The 15656-nt window shown below is 63.3% G+C and carries 12 protein-coding genes; 2 read left to right on the top strand and 10 right to left on the bottom strand.

All coding sequences use genetic code 11. From position 1 onward, the window contains the following. The first annotated feature begins 23 nt into the window (after positions 1-23). Positions 24-1289 carry a stationary phase inducible protein CsiE gene (gene csiE, locus ACJ8J1_RS00575; RefSeq protein ID WP_033644099.1) on the top strand — a complete coding sequence of 422 codons (1266 nt, stop codon included), beginning with the start codon at positions 24-26 and terminating at the stop codon, positions 1287-1289. On the opposite strand, the gene ACJ8J1_RS00570 is transcribed toward csiE, so the two are convergent. Together ACJ8J1_RS00570 and glyA are read right to left on the bottom strand one after the other, a co-directional pair. Next, positions 1290-2435 (bottom strand): 3-phenylpropionate MFS transporter, encoded by a 1146-nt coding sequence (locus ACJ8J1_RS00570; protein WP_033644100.1) that lies wholly within the window; start codon positions 2433-2435, stop codon positions 1290-1292. It abuts the gene before it with no gap. A 156-nt stretch (positions 2436-2591) separates the two neighbouring features. Further along, positions 2592-3845: a serine hydroxymethyltransferase gene (glyA, locus tag ACJ8J1_RS00565; RefSeq protein WP_025303922.1), complete on the bottom strand. Its 1254-nt coding sequence runs from the start codon at positions 3843-3845 to the stop codon at positions 2592-2594. Positions 3846-4202: 357 nt separating this feature from the next. Here glyA and hmpA point away from each other — a divergent pair, with 357 nt between their 5' ends. After that, positions 4203-5393: an NO-inducible flavohemoprotein gene (gene hmpA, locus ACJ8J1_RS00560; RefSeq protein ID WP_033644101.1), complete on the top strand. Its 1191-nt coding sequence runs from the start codon at positions 4203-4205 to the stop codon at positions 5391-5393. Positions 5394-5430: 37 nt separating this feature from the next. Here hmpA and ACJ8J1_RS00555 read toward each other — a convergent pair whose 3' ends face one another. From ACJ8J1_RS00555 to ACJ8J1_RS00520, 8 genes are all read right to left on the bottom strand, one after another. Beyond that, entirely contained in the window at positions 5431-6615 is a 1185-nt protein-coding gene (locus ACJ8J1_RS00555) for a c-type cytochrome (protein WP_033644102.1), read from the bottom strand. Then, positions 6612-8522, bottom strand: a complete 1911-nt coding sequence (locus ACJ8J1_RS00550) for an NAD(P)-binding protein (protein WP_033644103.1) — start codon at positions 8520-8522, stop codon at positions 6612-6614. Before ACJ8J1_RS00550 ends, ACJ8J1_RS00555 begins: the two co-directional genes overlap by 4 nt. Positions 8523-8607: 85 nt before the next feature. After that, positions 8608-10032 carry an aminobutyraldehyde dehydrogenase gene (gene patD / locus ACJ8J1_RS00545; RefSeq protein WP_033644104.1) on the bottom strand — a complete coding sequence of 475 codons (1425 nt, stop codon included), beginning with the start codon at positions 10030-10032 and terminating at the stop codon, positions 8608-8610. A gap of 35 nt (positions 10033-10067) precedes the next feature. Further along, a complete protein-coding gene (locus ACJ8J1_RS00540; protein ID WP_016929774.1) occupies positions 10068-10874 on the bottom strand; it encodes an ABC transporter permease in 807 nt (268 codons plus the stop codon). Continuing rightward, positions 10864-11808 (bottom strand): ABC transporter permease, encoded by a 945-nt coding sequence (locus ACJ8J1_RS00535; protein ID WP_033644105.1) that lies wholly within the window; start codon positions 11806-11808, stop codon positions 10864-10866. The genes ACJ8J1_RS00540 and ACJ8J1_RS00535 overlap by 11 nt, the downstream gene beginning before the upstream one ends. Before the next feature lies 1 nt (position 11809). After that, positions 11810-12838 (bottom strand): ABC transporter ATP-binding protein, encoded by a 1029-nt coding sequence (locus ACJ8J1_RS00530; RefSeq protein ID WP_033644106.1) that lies wholly within the window; start codon positions 12836-12838, stop codon positions 11810-11812. Between the two features lie 53 nt (positions 12839-12891). Continuing rightward, the gene (ydcS, locus tag ACJ8J1_RS00525; protein WP_033644107.1) at positions 12892-14046 is read right to left on the bottom strand and encodes a putative ABC transporter substrate-binding protein YdcS; all 1155 of its coding nucleotides are present in this window, start codon (positions 14044-14046) and stop codon (positions 12892-12894) included. A gap of 73 nt (positions 14047-14119) precedes the next feature. Continuing rightward, the gene (locus ACJ8J1_RS00520; RefSeq protein ID WP_033644108.1) at positions 14120-15583 is read right to left on the bottom strand and encodes a gamma-aminobutyraldehyde dehydrogenase; all 1464 of its coding nucleotides are present in this window, start codon (positions 15581-15583) and stop codon (positions 14120-14122) included. Positions 15584-15656 lie beyond the last annotated feature (73 nt).

The following is a 15656-nucleotide window of genomic DNA, read 5'->3' as shown; positions in this document are numbered from 1 at the left end:
AACCTTTTATGCCGGAAGGTGATATGAGCCTGGACACCTCTCCCGTGCCTGAGCTCTCCGGACAACAACGGCGCTGCCATCTGCTGCTGATGCTGTACACGCCGGAGCCCGAGTTACAGCTGGAGACCCTCAGCCGAATCAATGGCGTCGCCCCCCCGATAACCCGGCAAGATATAGCCGAGGTGGCCAGTGAAATCCAGCGTTTCCACCATCTGGAGATCGCCGTCGATCCCGACCATGGCTACCGATTGAGGGGCAGCGCGCTCAACCAACGCCTGTGCCTGCTCCATTGGCTAAGGCGCACCCTGCGCTGCAGCCCGCGGTTCGTCGAAGACGATTTCGCCCCGCGCCTGCGGCAAGCGCTGGCGGCCGATGCCGAGTTGACATCGCTGTTGGCCCAGGCGCTCGACGCCTGCGAGCCGCTGCTCAATCGTCACTTTGACGCGCGCGACCGCCAATTCCTGCAGCATTATCTGCTCTACTGCGCCTGGCAAAACCGCCTGCAGCAACACCCGCGTTTCGACGCCGTTCAGCGCGACTGGCTGCGGCAAAAACTGGAGCAGCAAGCCGCCGCCTGGCTGCATCAGACCTGCAACCGGCTGTTTAACCAGCCGCCGCACGCGGACGAGCGCGATTTCCTGGCGCTGACCTTCACCCTGTTGAAAAGCCACAGCTACCACAGCAACGACTCGGCGCATGAGCAGCGGTTGATGACGGCGATCGACAGCATGGTCGAGCGGTTCCAGCAGCTGTCCGGCATGGCTTTCAGCAGCAAGGCGGAGCTGGTCAGCCAGCTGTTCGCCCATCTGGCGCCGGCGCTGGAGCGCTGCCGTTTCGCCATCGGCATCGACAATATGCTGCTGGAAGAAGTGGTGCGCAAATACCCGCGGCTGATGCGCACCACGCAGGAAGCGTTGAAACCGCTGGAGCAGGAGTACGGCGTGCATTTTTCCAACGAGGAGGCGGGCCTGGTGGCCATCAGCTTCGGCGCCTGGCTGATGCAGGACAACGCGCTGCAGGAAAAACAGGTGCTGCTGCTGACGCTGGATAACCCGCAGTTGGAAGAGGAAGTGGAATATCAGATCCGCGAGCTCACGCTGCTGCCGCTGAACATCAAGTATCTGCCGCTGAGCGACTATCTGTGCGGCGGAGCGCCGCAGGGCGTCACGCTGGTGATCACCCCCTACGCGGCGGTGCACAGCGCTCCGCACCCGCCGCTGATCTATACCGAACTGCCGCTGGAAAACCCCCAGCGCCAGGCCATCCGCGCGCTGCTGGAAGCCCCTTAATCACCGGCTGACGCTGACCGCCGGCGGCCGGATGAACAAGGCCGGCACCGCGACCGCCGCCATCACCCAGAACACCCCGCCCTGCCAATGTTCGAACAGGAACCCGGCAATGACCGTCATGACGGCGATACCGCCGCCCATCGCCAGCGCCGAATACACCGCCTGCAGTTGGATCACCTCTTGCCCCTGGCGCGCGGCGATAAAGCGCATCGCCGCCAGATGGCACACGGTGAAGGTGCCGCAGTGCAGGATTTGGATCAGCAGCAGCCAACCCAGCTCGGTGCTGTACGCCATCAGGCTCCAGCGCAACACGCCGCAACAGGCGGAAAGCAGCAGCAGGTTGCGCGCATTCCAGCGGCGGAACAGCACGTTGCTGCTGGCGAAAATAATCACTTCCGCCACCACGCCCAGCGACCACAGATAACCGATGGTCGAGGCCGAATAGCCCGCCTCCTGCCAGTAAATGGAGCCGAAGCTGTAGTAGCCGGCGTGCGCGCCCTGCAGCAGCGTGACGCACAGCAGGAAGCGCCACACCGGCCCTTCTTTCAACAGCGCCCACAGCGAACCCTCGGCCCCGCCGTGCGTGCGCGCTTCGCCCTGCGGCATCACGCTCGGCTTCAGCAGCATGCCCAGCAGCATCGCCAGCACGCTGAGGATCAGGCTGTAGAGAATGGCGTTATGGCCCCACACCGCCACCAGTTGCCCGGTCAGCGCCGAGCCGATGACGAACGCCAGCGAGCCCCACAGCCGCACCCGGCCATAGTCCATGCGGATCTGCTTTTGCCAGGTGGCGGCCAGCGCGTCGGTCAGCGGCACCAGCGGCGAGAAGAACAGGTTGAACCCCGCTATCACCAGCATCAGCCAGCCCCAGCCGTTGCCGAAGCAGAAGCCAACCGCGAAAGCCAGGGTCAGCAGCGCCAGCAGGCGCAGCGCGGAAACCAGATGAGAGGGATCTTTAACGCGGGGAGCAATCAGTAAACTGCCGAGGAAGCGGGCCACCAAACCGGCGCCGAGCAATATGCCGATGGTTTCGGGCGCGATGCCCTCGCCTTTCAGCCACACGCCCCAGAACGGTAAGAAAATGCCGTAGGAAAAAAAGTAGGTGAAATAACTGAGCGCGAGCCAACGCGTGGATTGCAGAACCATGATCCCTCCGGAGTGAGGGCAATACTTTGACAGAGCTCACACCTGCCCGCAATCTTCATTCCACGTCAATGCGTTAGAGTGCCAGACAGCTCACAGTTTGCCGCGAGCGGCCACAAAAAAACCCGCCGCAGCGGGTTTTTTCAGGCAAAAGCGGGATTATGCGTAAACCGGCAGGCGGGCGCAGATATCCAGCACTTTCTTCTTGGTGCGTTCGATGGTGGCTTCATCGTTGATGTTGTCCAGCACATCACAGATCCAACCGGCCAGTTCGCGCACGTCGGCTTCTTTGAAGCCGCGACGGGTCACGGCCGGGGTGCCGATACGCACGCCGGAGGTGACGAACGGGCTCTTCGGATCGTTCGGCACGCTGTTTTTGTTGACGGTGATGTTGGCGCGGCCCAGGGCGGCGTCCGCTTCTTTACCGGTCAGGTTTTTGTCGACCAGATCCAGCAGGAACAGGTGGTTATGGGTGCCGCCGGAGACCACTTTGTAGCCGCGCTGCAGGAACACGTCAACCATCGCCTTGGCGTTGACCGCCACTTGCTGCTGGTAAACCTTGAACTCAGGCTCCATCGCTTCTTTCAGCGCCACCGCCTTGCCGGCAATCACGTGCATCAGCGGGCCGCCCTGGCCGCCAGGGAACACGGCGGAGTTCAGCTTCTTGTACAGCTCTTCGTCGCCGCCCTTCGCCAGGATCAGGCCGCCGCGCGGGCCCGCCAGGGTTTTGTGGGTGGTGGTGGTGACGATGTGCGCGTGCGGTACCGGGTTCGGGTACACGCCGGCGGCGATCAGGCCGGCCACGTGCGCCATGTCGACGAACAGATAAGCGCCGATGCTGTCAGCGATTTCGCGCATTTTGGCCCAGTCAACCACGCCAGAGTAGGCGGAGAAGCCGCCGATGATCATTTTCGGCTTGTGAGTTTGCGCCTGCTTGGCCAGATCGTCATAGTCGATTTGGCCTTTGTCGTCGATGCCGTAAGGCACCACGTTATACAGTTTGCCGGACAGGTTGACCGGGGAACCGTGAGTCAGGTGGCCGCCGTGCGCCAGGTTCATGCCCAGAATGGTGTCGCCCGGCTGCAGCAGCGCGGTGTACACGGCGAAGTTAGCCTGGGAGCCGGAGTGCGGCTGCACGTTGGCGTAATCGGCGCCGAACAATTCTTTGGCGCGGTCGATAGCCAGCTGCTCAACGATATCCACGTATTCGCAGCCGCCGTAGTAACGCTTGCCCGGATAGCCTTCAGCGTATTTGTTGGTCAGCTGGGAACCCTGAGCCTGCATCACGCGCGGGCTGGTGTAGTTCTCAGACGCGATCAGCTCGATGTGCTCTTCCTGACGCACCACTTCCTGCTCCATGGCACGCCACAGTTCCGCATCGTAATCGGCAATGTTCATTTCACGCTTTAACATCCGGCATCTCCTGACTTAAATCAGCTAACTAAAAAATCACCAAATAACTACCCGTTTGGGTTCTGGGCCACAGTGTAAACCGTTTCGCCCCACCGAAGATAGGTCTTGACAGAGGTTTTTACGCAAACGATTGGCATAAGGTGGCGCAAGGCTTTGATCCGCTAAATGCCGCCGTTTATCAACGGACATTTCCTCATGCGAACGATGCGCTTTTTTCATGTTCTGTGAGCGCGATCGACGCCCGAAGAACACCGCAACGAAAACAAGGGTATTTACAAGCGGCGTGGAACCCAATAAGATGCATTTAAAATACATCATTACAATTATCGTCAAGATCCCAACCCAAGGAGCGCTTCCATGCTGGATAGCCAAACCATCGCCACCGTGAAATCCACCATTCCCCTGCTGGCTGCGACCGGGCCGAAGCTGACCGCCCACTTTTACGATCGCATGTTCGCGCACAACCCGGAATTGAAAGATATTTTCAACATGAGCAACCAGCGCAACGGCGATCAGCGTCAGGCGCTGTTCGACGCCATCTGCGCCTATGCCGCCAACATCGAGAACCTGGCGGCGCTGCTGCCGGCGGTGGAGCGCATCGCGCAGAAGCACACCAGCTTCAATATCCAGCCGGAACAATACCAAATCGTCGGCGGTCACCTGCTGGCGACGCTGGACGAAATGTTCAGCCCGGGCCAGGAAGTCCTGGACGCCTGGGGCAAGGCCTACGGCGTGCTGGCCAACGTATTTATCCAGCGTGAAGAGCAGATTTATCAGCAGAGCGAAACCGACAACGGCGGCTGGCGCGATCTGCGCGCATTCCGCATCCTGAAGAAACAGCCGCAGAGCGACGTGATCTGCAGCTTCGTGCTGGCACCGGTGGACGGCGGCCGAGTGGCGGACTTCAAACCGGGGCAATACCTGGCGGTCTACATCAAGCACGACAGCCTGGAGCATCAGGAAATTCGCCAGTACTCGCTGACCACCTCGCCAAACGGCGAGTTCTACCGCATCGCGGTGAAGCGCGAAGATCAGGGGAAAGTGTCCAACTACCTGCACCAGCAGGCGCAGGAAGGCGACGTGATCGACATCGCCCCGCCGCACGGCGACTTCTTCCTCGACGTGGCGCCGACCACGCCGGTGGCGCTGATCTCCGCCGGCGTCGGCCAAACCCCGATGCTCGGCATGCTCAACACCCTGCACGACAACCAACATCAGGCGCAGGTCCACTGGCTGCACGCGGCGGAAAACGGCAGCGTACACGCCTTTGCCGATGAGGTAGCGGATATTGCCGGGCGTATGCCGAATCTGAGCCGCCATGTGTGGTACCGCGAGCCGGGTGCCGATGACGTGGAAGGCCGCGACTACCACAGCCGCGGATTGATGGATTTGAGCGCGCTGCAAGGCAGCCTGGCCGATCCGCAGATGCACTATTACTTCTGCGGCCCGGTGGCCTTCATGCAGTTCGTGGGCAAACAGCTGCTGGAGATGGGCGTAGAGGCCGAACGCATCCACTACGAATGCTTCGGCCCGCATAAGGTGCTGTAATGCTTGCGGAGCGCGGCCGTCAGACCGCGCTCCCTCTTCATTTCGCCTGCAGTTGGCGCGCGTCCTGCACCTGCTGCACCGTTACCGGCGCCGCCTGGTTGCCCCAGCTTCCCCGCAGATAGCTCATCAGGTCGGCCGCCTGCCGGTCGTTCAACGCCCAGCCGTAAGCCGGCATCCCGAGCGCCATCGCCTGCTGCGTGATCGGGGTATGCGCCCCTTCCAGCACCACCCGCAGCGCGGTCAGCGGATTGTCCGCCGTTACCGTGGCGTTGCCCGCCAGCGCCGGGATGGTGAAGTCGGTGCCCTCTCCCTTATTGCCGTGGCAGGTCGAGCAGTACATCGCATAGGTCGCCTTGCCGCTCGGGTTATCCGCCTGCGCAGCCTTCGAGGCGGCCCCGGCGACGGGGCCCGGCGCCAGACTGCGCAGGTACACCGCGATGGCGTTCAGATCGCCCTCGCTGAGGTACTGCGTGCTGTGGGCCACCACCTCGCTCATCGGCCCGGCGACCGCCGCATGGCGGCTGCGGCCGGTTTTCAGCAGCGCCGTCACCTCTTCCGGCGGCAGGCCGCGCAGGTTGGAAGCGTACCAGCCGTCCAGCTCGGCGCCGCTCAGGAACACCGGTTCCTTACCGTCCAGCCCCTTCTCCTGCATCGCCCAACCGCGCGGCGTATGGCAGCTGCCGCAGTGGCCCGCGCCCTGCACCAGGTAGGCGCCGCGATTCCACTCGGCACTTTGCTGCGGATCGGCCTGATACGGCTGGTCGTCGTGGAACAGCTGGTTCCACACCGCCAGCGGCCAGCGCATCGACAGCGGCCAGCTGATGTCGCTGGCGCGGTTGGCGACGTTCTGCGCCGGCACCTCGTTCATCAGATAGTCATACAGCGCGCGCATGTCTTCCGCGCTCATTTTGGCGTACGAGGTGTACGGCATCGCCGGATAAAGCCGATGACCGTCTTTGGCGATCCCCTGACGCATGGCGCGATCGAACTCTTCGAATGAGTAAGCGCCGATGCCGTGCAGCTTGTCCGGCGTGATGTTGGTGGCGTAGATAGCCCCGAGCGGCGTCGGGAATTTCATGCCGCCCGCCAATTCGGCGCCGCCCGGTGCGGTATGGCAGGCGGTGCAGTCACCGGCTTTGGCGACGTATTCCCCGGCCGACATCGCCTGGGCCGAGCCGCCGGCGGCCAGCAGGCTCAACAGGTACAGCGAACGCAGACTCATGCTCCCTCCTTGGCGGCAACCTTGCCGTAGGCCAGTTCGTTAACCGCGCGCCATGCCTGATCGATCGCCGAGTTGGCGTACGGGCTCCAGTCGGCATCGGAGTTGGCGATAGCGATCTTGCCGATCGGCTGCCGCGCCGTTTCGATGATTTTCTTGGCTTCGTCTTCGTCGTCAAACAGCCCGTTGAGGAAGTAGGAGTAACCGTGCGACCAGCGGTTGACCGTGATCGCCTGAATGTCGCGCTGATGGTCGAAACCGGCCTCGCCCAGCATGCCCTGCAGCTGTTCGCGGATCATCTGTTCGTGCACTTCAAACGGCGTGCCCAGCAGCAGCGCGCGCCCTTTGCGCGACTGTTCGCGCGTGCTGAGGCCGCTGCCCGGCAGCGTCGGCACATACACCATATGCAGGCCGATCGGCCGATCCGGATCGCGCGGGTGCTGATAGCCGCCCATGCTCACCGGATAGTCCAGCTTCACGCGGCTGTACGGCGCGGCCGGCGAATAAACCTCGTGCACACCCAGCTTGATGAACGGCTGCCAGTTGCGGATCACCACCTTGCTGTACACCAGCGGCGCCTTGACGTTCTGCTTCAGCGCCTCCTGCTGCTGGTGCGACATCTCCGGTACCAGATACGGGATCATCATGTTGTAGCCGGCCATCACCACCTGCCCGGCGCGCACTTTGGTCATCTTCTCGCCGGTCATGTAGGTGACTTCCACCTTGTCGCCGACGTTGGCCGCGTGCAGCCCGGTGCTGTTCAAACGCAGCTTCACCGGCCATTCCGGCCGATCGAGCTGGCTGTAGTCGAATTTGGCCAGCACCACGTCGTTCATGTCCTTGCCGGCCGGCGCCACCGCCGGGATCAGCTGGCGCACCATCAGGCGCGCCAGCGTGGCGTTGCCGTCCGGGAAGTGGAACACGTAAGGATCGTCGAGATCCGCCTGCGACTCTTCGTCCAGCGGCGGCAAATTCATGCCGCCGAGGCCCGGCAGATCGCAGATGCGCGCATCGCTGCACGACGTGCCGTCGATGCCCACCGCCTGGAAGTCGTTGGTGGTCTGCTGGAAATAACGGATCGCCAGCTCGCTCAGGCCCACCTTCTCGCGCAGGAACTGGGTATAGCTGTGGGTATCGAGCCACTCGACCTTCTGCTCCAGCGTCATCTCTGGCAGATAATCCTTCTCCACCGTGTGCAGCGCGATCAGCGCCTGGCGATCGCTTTCCGGCAGCGGGAAATCGCCGATGAACGCTTCATAAGAGCGGCCGTTGAGCCGATCGCGCGGAATGTCGTCCGCCACCGTACGCCCCGGATCGCCGCTCACCACCTTGTCGACGCCGAAGTTCTTGCGATCGAAGTAAACCCCGCGGCTCAAATTCAAATCCGGGTAGAAGGTGGTGTCGAAAGCCTGCTCCAGTTGGTCGATATCGACGCCGAGCTTGCGCAGCAGCCCCATCGCCACCGGGCTGAAGTTGGAGCGCGGCGACTGCAGCGATTCGCTGCCGCCGTAGCCGAGCAGCATGCCGTCGTCGCTGTTGAACTCGTTGCGCTTGGCGTGGCCGCCGAAGTCGTCGTGGTTGTCGATCAAAAGAATGCGCTGCCGCTCGCCTTTCAGTTGCTGCCAGAAACAGGCGGCCGCCAGCCCGCTGATGCCGGCGCCGACCACGACCAGATCGAACTCTTCAACGGCGGGTACGCTGCCGAAATCAAAGGTTTTGCCGTCGCGCCCCAACTGGTGCGCATGCTCGAACGAGCCCGGATGGTTGCCCCGCAACCCGGTCAGCGCCGGCGGATAGTACAGGGTTTGATTGGCGGTTTGCGGCGACGCGCGCAAGATTTGCAGCGGCGTCAACCCGGCGGCGATGGTGATCGCCACTCCGTTGAGAAAATCGCGTCTGGTGATACCCATATAGGCTTCCTTTCAATTTTTATTATCATCAGCCGGCCGGAGCCGGCTCGAAGGCCGCGCTATTGTGCGGATAATTACTGTAAAATCAATGTTTGAACATCACATGACGAATGGCCGTGTAATCCTCCAGCCCGTACATCGACATATCCTTGCCGTAGCCGGACAATTTCTGGCCGCCGTGCGGCATTTCGCTCACCAGCATGAAGTGGGTGTTCACCCAGGTGCAGCCGTATTGCAGGCGGGCGCTTAAGCGATGCGCGCGGCCCACGTCGCGGGTCCACACGGACGACGCCAGCCCGTAATTGGATTCGTTCGCCCAGGCCAGCACCTGCTCTTCGTCGTCGAACAGCGTCACCGTCACCACCGGGCCGAATACTTCGCGCTGCACGATCTCATCGTCCTGGCGCGCGCCGGCCAACAGCGTCGGCTGGAAGTAGTAGCCCGGCCCTTTCACCTTCTCCCCGCCGGTCACCACCTGTACGTGCGGCAACGCTTTGGCTCGCTCGACAAAACCGGCCACCCGCTCCAGATGCTGGGCGGTAATCAACGGCCCCAGTTCGGTGCTCTCGTCGTCCGGCGCGCCGATCTTCAGGCTGGCCACCGCCTCGCCCAACCGCTTGACCAGCTCGGGATAAATGCTTTTCTGCGCGTAGATGCGGCACGCGGCGGTGCAATCCTGCCCGGCGTTGTAGAAGCCGAAACCGCGAATGCCGTCGACCACCTGCTGCAGATCGGCATCGTCGAACACCAGCACCGGCGCCTTGCCGCCCAGCTCCATATGGGTGCGCTTAATGCCGGCGGCGGTGTGGGCGATGATGTGCTCGCCGGTGGCGATCGACCCGGTCAGCGACACCATGCGCACCTTGTCATGCCCGGTCAGCCGATCGCCCACGCCGGCGCCGCGCCCGAACAGCACGTTGAGCACGCCCGGCGGGAACAGCCCGGCGGCCAGTTCGGCCAGTTTGAAGGTGGTCAGCGGCGTCTGCTCAGAAGGCTTGATCACCACGCAGTTGCCCGCCGCCAACGCCGGCGCCAGCTTCCAGGCCGCCATCATCAGCGGGTAGTTCCACGGCGCGATCGAAGCCACCACGCCGAGCGGATCGCGGCGGATCATCGAAGTGTGCCCGGCCAGATACTCGCCGGCCGCCATGCCGGTCAGGCAGCGGCTGGCCCCGGCGAAGAAGCGAAACACGTCGGCCACCGCCGGCAGTTCGTCATTCAATACGCAGTGATAAGGCTTGCCGCAGTTGAGCGACTCCAGCCTGGCGAAGGTCTCGGCATGCTCGTCGATCAGATCCGCCAGCTTGAGCAGATGCTCGGCGCGCTCCTTCGGCGTGGTTTGCCCCCAGGCGGCGAACGCGGCGTCCGCCGCCAGCACCGCGCGATCGACCTGCTCCGGGCTGGCCTCCGCCACCTGCGCGATCACTTCGCCGGTCGCCGGGTTATACACCGGCTGGGTCGCGCCCTGGCCATTCACCAGTTGGCCGTCAATCAACAGTTGGCTTTGCATAGGGTTATCCTTTTGTCAGAGGTCGGGTAAGGAAATTATTTGCCGCTGCCGGCGACGCTTTCTCCACCTTTGGTCAGGTAGTAAGCGCCGAGGATCGGCAGCATGGTCAACAGCATCACCGACAGCGCCACCACGTTGGTGATTGGCACGTCGCGCGGGCGGCCGAGCTGGTTCAGCAGCCACAGCGGCAGCGTGCGCTCGTGGCCGGCGGTAAAGGTGGTCACGATGATTTCGTCGAACGACAGCGCAAACGCCAGCATGCCGCCGGCCAGCAGCGCCGAGCCGAGGTTCGGCAAGATCACGTAACGGAAGGTTTGCCAGCCGTCGGCGCCGAGATCCATCGACGCTTCGATCAGGCTGTACGAGGTGCGGCGGAACCGGGCGATGACGTTGTTGAACACGATCACCACGCAGAACGTCGCATGGCCGACGACGATGGTCAGGATGCCGGGCTCGATGTTCAGCGCCTTGAACGCCGCCAGCAGCGCCAGGCCGGTGACGATCCCCGGCAGCGCAATCGGCAGCAGCAACAGCAGCGAAATGCTGTCCTTGCCGAAGAAATCGCGCCGATACAGCGCCGCCGCCGCCAGGGTGCCGAGCACCAGCGCGATGGCGGTCGCCAGGCAGGCGATCTGCGCCGACAGCAGCACCGCATCGATAATGTCCTGTCGCCCGGCGGCGACATTGAACCAGTGCAGCGTGAAGCCCTTCGGCGGGAAACTGAAGGCCGCGTCCTCGGTGTTGAAGGCGTAGATGGCGATGATCGCCAACGGGAAATGCAGGAAGACAAGTCCGCCCCAGGCGGCCAGCTTCAGCCCTAAGGGCGCGCGTTCAGAGTGCATCGAAAGCCCCCAGACGTTTGACGATGGAAAGATAGATGGCGATCAGGACGATCGGCACCAGCGTAAAGGCCGCGGCCATCGGCATATTGCCGATCGCGCCCTGCTGGGCGTACACCATGCTGCCGATGAAATAGCCCGGCGGCCCCACCAGCTGCGGCACGATAAAGTCGCCCAGCGTCAGCGAAAAGGTGAAGATCGATCCGGCGGCGATGCCCGGCACCGCCAGCGGCAAAATGACGTGGCGGAAGGTCTGCGCCGGCCGGGCGCCCAGATCCGCCGAAGCGTGCAGCAGCGAGGGCGGCAGGCGCTCCAGCGCCGCCTGGATCGGCAGGATCATGAACGGCAGCCAGATATAGACGAACACCAGAAAACGCCCCAGCCCCGAGGTCGACAGCGTGTTGCCACCGACGCCGGGCACCGTCAGCAGCGACGCCAACAGCGGCTCCAGCCCCAGGTGCTGCAGGAACCACTGCGCCACGCCATCTTTCGCCAGCAGCAAAGTCCAGGCATAGGCTTTGACGATATAGCTGGCCCACATCGGCATCATCACGGCGATGTAAAAGAACGCCTTGACGCGGCCGCTGGTGTAACGCGCCATGTAATAGGCGATGGGGAACGCCAGCGCCGCGCTGGCCAGCGACACCAGCACCGCCATGGTCAGCGTGCGCAGGATAATGTCGTAGTTGGCCGGGTTGAACAGCGCCGCGAGGTTGGCGAAGGTCAGATCCGGCGTCACCGCCATGGTGAAATCGTCGAAGGTGTAAAATCCTTGCCACAGCAGCGTCAGCAGCGAACCGAGGTACACCGCGCCGAACCACAGCAGCGGCGGCACCAGCAGCAAAAGCAGATACAGCGTCGGCCGGCGATAAAGCCAGGTCGACAGCGCGCGCACGGTGCCGCCACGCGCCGAGGGGGAATCGATGCTCATGTCCATCTCACCTCTCCTCCAGCAGCGGCACCATCGCCGCGCGCGGCCAGCAGGCGACGATCGGCTGGCCGATCTGCCGCTGTTGCCCTGCGGCGATCCACTGCGGATTGGCCTGGCTGACCAGCAGCTTTTCGCCGCCGTTCAGCGCGATTTCATAGCGCGTGGCCGCGCCCTGGTAATGGATTTCCTGCAGCGTGCCCTGCACCTGGATCTCGTCCTGCGCCGCGCCGCCGTGCTCCAGCAGGCGGATATGTTCCGGCCGGATCGAGAAGGTTCGGCTTTCGCCGAGCAGGCGCTGTGCCAGCTCGCTGCGCACCACGTTGGAGGTGCCGACGAACTCGGCGACGAACGGCGTCTTCGGCCGCATGTAAAGCTCGCGCGGCGTATCCACCTGTTCGATGCGGCCGTTATTGAACACCGCCACCCGATCGGACATCGACAGCGCTTCGCTTTGATCGTGGGTGACGAAGATAAAGGTGATGCCCAGCTGACGCTGCAGCTTCTTCAGCTCGCCCTGCATCTGCTCGCGCAGCTTGAGATCCAGCGCGCCGAGCGGCTCGTCCAGCAGCAGCACCCGCGGCCGATTGACCAGCGCGCGCGCCAACGCCACGCGCTGGCGCTGGCCGCCCGACAGGTGCGCCGGTTTGCGTTCGGCAACGAAACCGAGCGCCACGCTCTCCAGCGCCTCTTGCGCCCGCGCCAGCCGCTCGCGTTTGGCGACGCCCTTCACCATCAGGCCGTAGGCGACGTTTTCCAGCACCGACATGTGCGGGAACAGCGCGTAATCCTGAAACACGGTGTTCACGTCGCGCTGATACGGCGGCAGGTTGGCGGCTTCCTGACCGTGAATGCGAATCGAGCCGGAAGTCAGCTGTTCAAAGCCGGCGATCAGGCGCAGGCAGGTGGTTTTGCCCGAGCCGGATGGCCCGAGCATGGAGAAGAATTCCCCGTCCTGAATATCGATGGATACCCGATCCACGGCGCGAACATCGCCGAAAGTCCGCGAAACATCGATGAATTGCACGGCAATGGTCATTTTCTGTGCTCCATACGGATGTAATTCGGGCGCAGCGGGCTGCGCCCCGCGGCTTAGCGGCCGCCCATGATGGCGATGTAGTCCTGGGTCCAGCGACTGTACGGCACGAACTTGCCGCCCTGCGCCTGCGGCGTTTTCCAGAAGGCGATTTTGTCGAACTGGTTGAAGCCGTTGGTTTCGCAGCCCTTCTCACCCAGCAGCGCGCTGGCCTTGCAGCCCGCCGGCGAAGCCGGTACCGACCCGAACCAGGCCGCCACGTCGCCCTGCACCTTCGGCTCCAGCGACCAGTTCATCCACTGGTAGGCGCAGCTCGGGTGTTTGGCGTCGGTATGCAGCATGGTGGTATCCGCCCAGCCGGTCACACCCTCTTTCGGGAACACGGTAGCGATCGGCTGCCCTTCACCCTTCAGGGCGTTAGCCTGATACGGCCAGGCGCTGGAGGCCACCACGCCTTCGTTTTTAAAGTCGCTCATTTGCACCGAGGTGTCGTGCCAGTAGCGGTGGATCAGCGCGTGCTGGCTGCGCAGCAGCTTCAGCGCCGCCTGATACTGCTCTTCGTTGAGCTGATAAGGATCGCTGATGCCGAGCTGCGGCTGGGTGGCCTTCAGGAACAGCGCCGCGTCGGCGATGTAGATCGGGCCGTCGTAAGCCTGCACCCGCCCTTGGTTGCTCTTGCCGTCCGGCAGGTTCTGCTGCTGGAAGATCACCGCCCAGCTGTCCGGCGGCGTCGGGAAGGTTTTGGTGTTGTACATCAGCAGGTTCGGCCCCCACTGGTACGGCGTGCCGTAGGTTTTGCCGTCCACGGTGTACCAGGCACCGTTCAGCAGGCGCGGATCGATGTTCTTCCAGTTCGGGATCAGCGCGGTGTTGATCGGCTGCACCCGCTTGCCGAAAATCAGGCGCAGCGAGGCGTCGCCGGAGGCGGTTACCAGATCGTAGCCGCCCTTGGCCATCAGGCTGACCATTTCATCGGAAGTGGCGGCGGTCTTCACGTTCACCGCACAGCCGGTTTGCTTCTCAAACTGGGTGACCCAGTCGTAGTTTTTGTCGGACTGGCCGCGTTCGATGTAGCCGGGCCAGGCGATGATATCCAGCCGGCCTTCGCCCTTGCCCAGCGACTGCGGCAGATCGGCCGCCTGGGCCAGACCGCACAGCACGGTGAGACAGAGCGCGGAGACGGTGGTGGTGACTGCGGTAGTTTTTCTCATCGTAATTACCCCTGTGTTGCGTATCTGTGTGCGGCAGGGAACGGCTGCCGCCTGATTTTGCTTTATAGAACCGCTAGAAGCTGGCTTTGAACTTCGCCATTACGTGCCTGACAACGCTGTAATCCTGCAGCGAATCGCTGGACAGATCCTTGCCGTAGCCGGAGCGTTTCAGGCCGCCGTGCGGCATCTCGCTCGCCAAGGTGAAATGGGTGTTGATCCAGGTGCTGCCGTACTGCAGATGGGCGGCGATGTGCAGCGCCCGATCGATATTTTGCGTCCATACCGACGAAGCCAGCCCGTATTCCGAGTCGTTGGCCCATTCGACCGCCTGCGCCAGATGCTCGAAGCGCGTGACGCTGACCACCGGGCCAAACACCTCGCGCTGCACGATTTCGTCGCTTTGCAGGCAGCCCGCCAGCAGGGTCGGCTGGTAATAGAACCCCGGCCCGGAGTGGGCCGCGGCTCCGGTGATCAATTCGATATGCGGTTGGCTGAGCGCGCGCTCGACAAAGCTGGCGACGCGATCGCGCTGGCGGCTACTTATCAACGGGCCGATCTCGTTGTCCTGATCGCGCTTGCGGGCGAAGCGCAGGCTGGCGACCGCCTCGCCCAGCGCGTCCACCAGTTTGGGATAGATGCCGGCCTGCGCGTAGATGCGGCAGGCGGCGGTGCAGTCCTGGCCGGCGTTGTAATAGCCATAGGTGCGAATGCCGTTGACCACTTCGTCAAGATCGGCGTCGTCGCAGACGATCACCGGCGCCTTGCCCCCCAGCTCCAGATGGGTGCGCTTGACGCTTTTGGCCGCCGCCTGAAGAATTTTTTGCCCGGTGACGATATCGCCGGTGACCGACACCAGCCGTACCTGCGGGTGCCCCACCAGCTGGCTGCCGACCCCTTCACCGCCGCCGTAGACGATGTTCAGCACGCCCGGCGGCAGGATCTCCTGCAGCGCCGGCACCAGCGCCAGAATGGTCAGCGGCGTATGTTCGGACGGTTTAAACACCACGGTATTGCCCGCCGCCAGCGCCGGCGCGATTTTCCACGCCGCCATCATCAGCGGATAGTTCCAGGGGGCGATCGAGGCCACCACGCCGATCGGATCGCGGCGGATCATCGAGGTGTGGCCCGGCACATACTCGCCGGCCAGCTGCCCTTGTTGCGTACGCACCGCGCCGGCGAAGAAGCGGAACACGTCGACCGCCGCCGGCAGATCGTCATTGAGCGCCTGATGCAGCGGCTTGCCGCAGTTGAGGGCCTCCAGCTGCGCCAGCTGCGGCGCCTGCCGCTCGATGGCGTCGGCGATGCGCAGCAACAGCGTGGCGCGCTGGGCCGGCGTAGTGCGCGACCAGTGGCCGAACGCCTGCTGCGCGGCTTTTACCGCGCTGCCGACCTGCGTCGAAGAGGCTTCGGTCAGGGCGATCAGCGTCTCGCCGTTGGCCGGATTGACGATGCATTCCTGCTGGCCTTCGCCGTCGATAAGCTGACCGTTAATGAACTGCTGACAGGACAAACCTGAGAGAACCTGCACATCCGCCATCGCCTGACGCCCCTAAGTGACAAAAACGTTAACCAAATGTGAATAAGTTAGTTTTAATCAGCCTAAGCGAGCC

It is taken from the genome of Serratia sp. CY37869, from assembly GCF_052168895.1.
In the GTDB taxonomy this organism is placed as follows: domain Bacteria; phylum Pseudomonadota; class Gammaproteobacteria; order Enterobacterales; family Enterobacteriaceae; genus Serratia; species Serratia ureilytica.
Note: the sequence above shows the minus strand (reverse complement) of the source record. Positions and strands in the feature narration are given on the sequence as shown.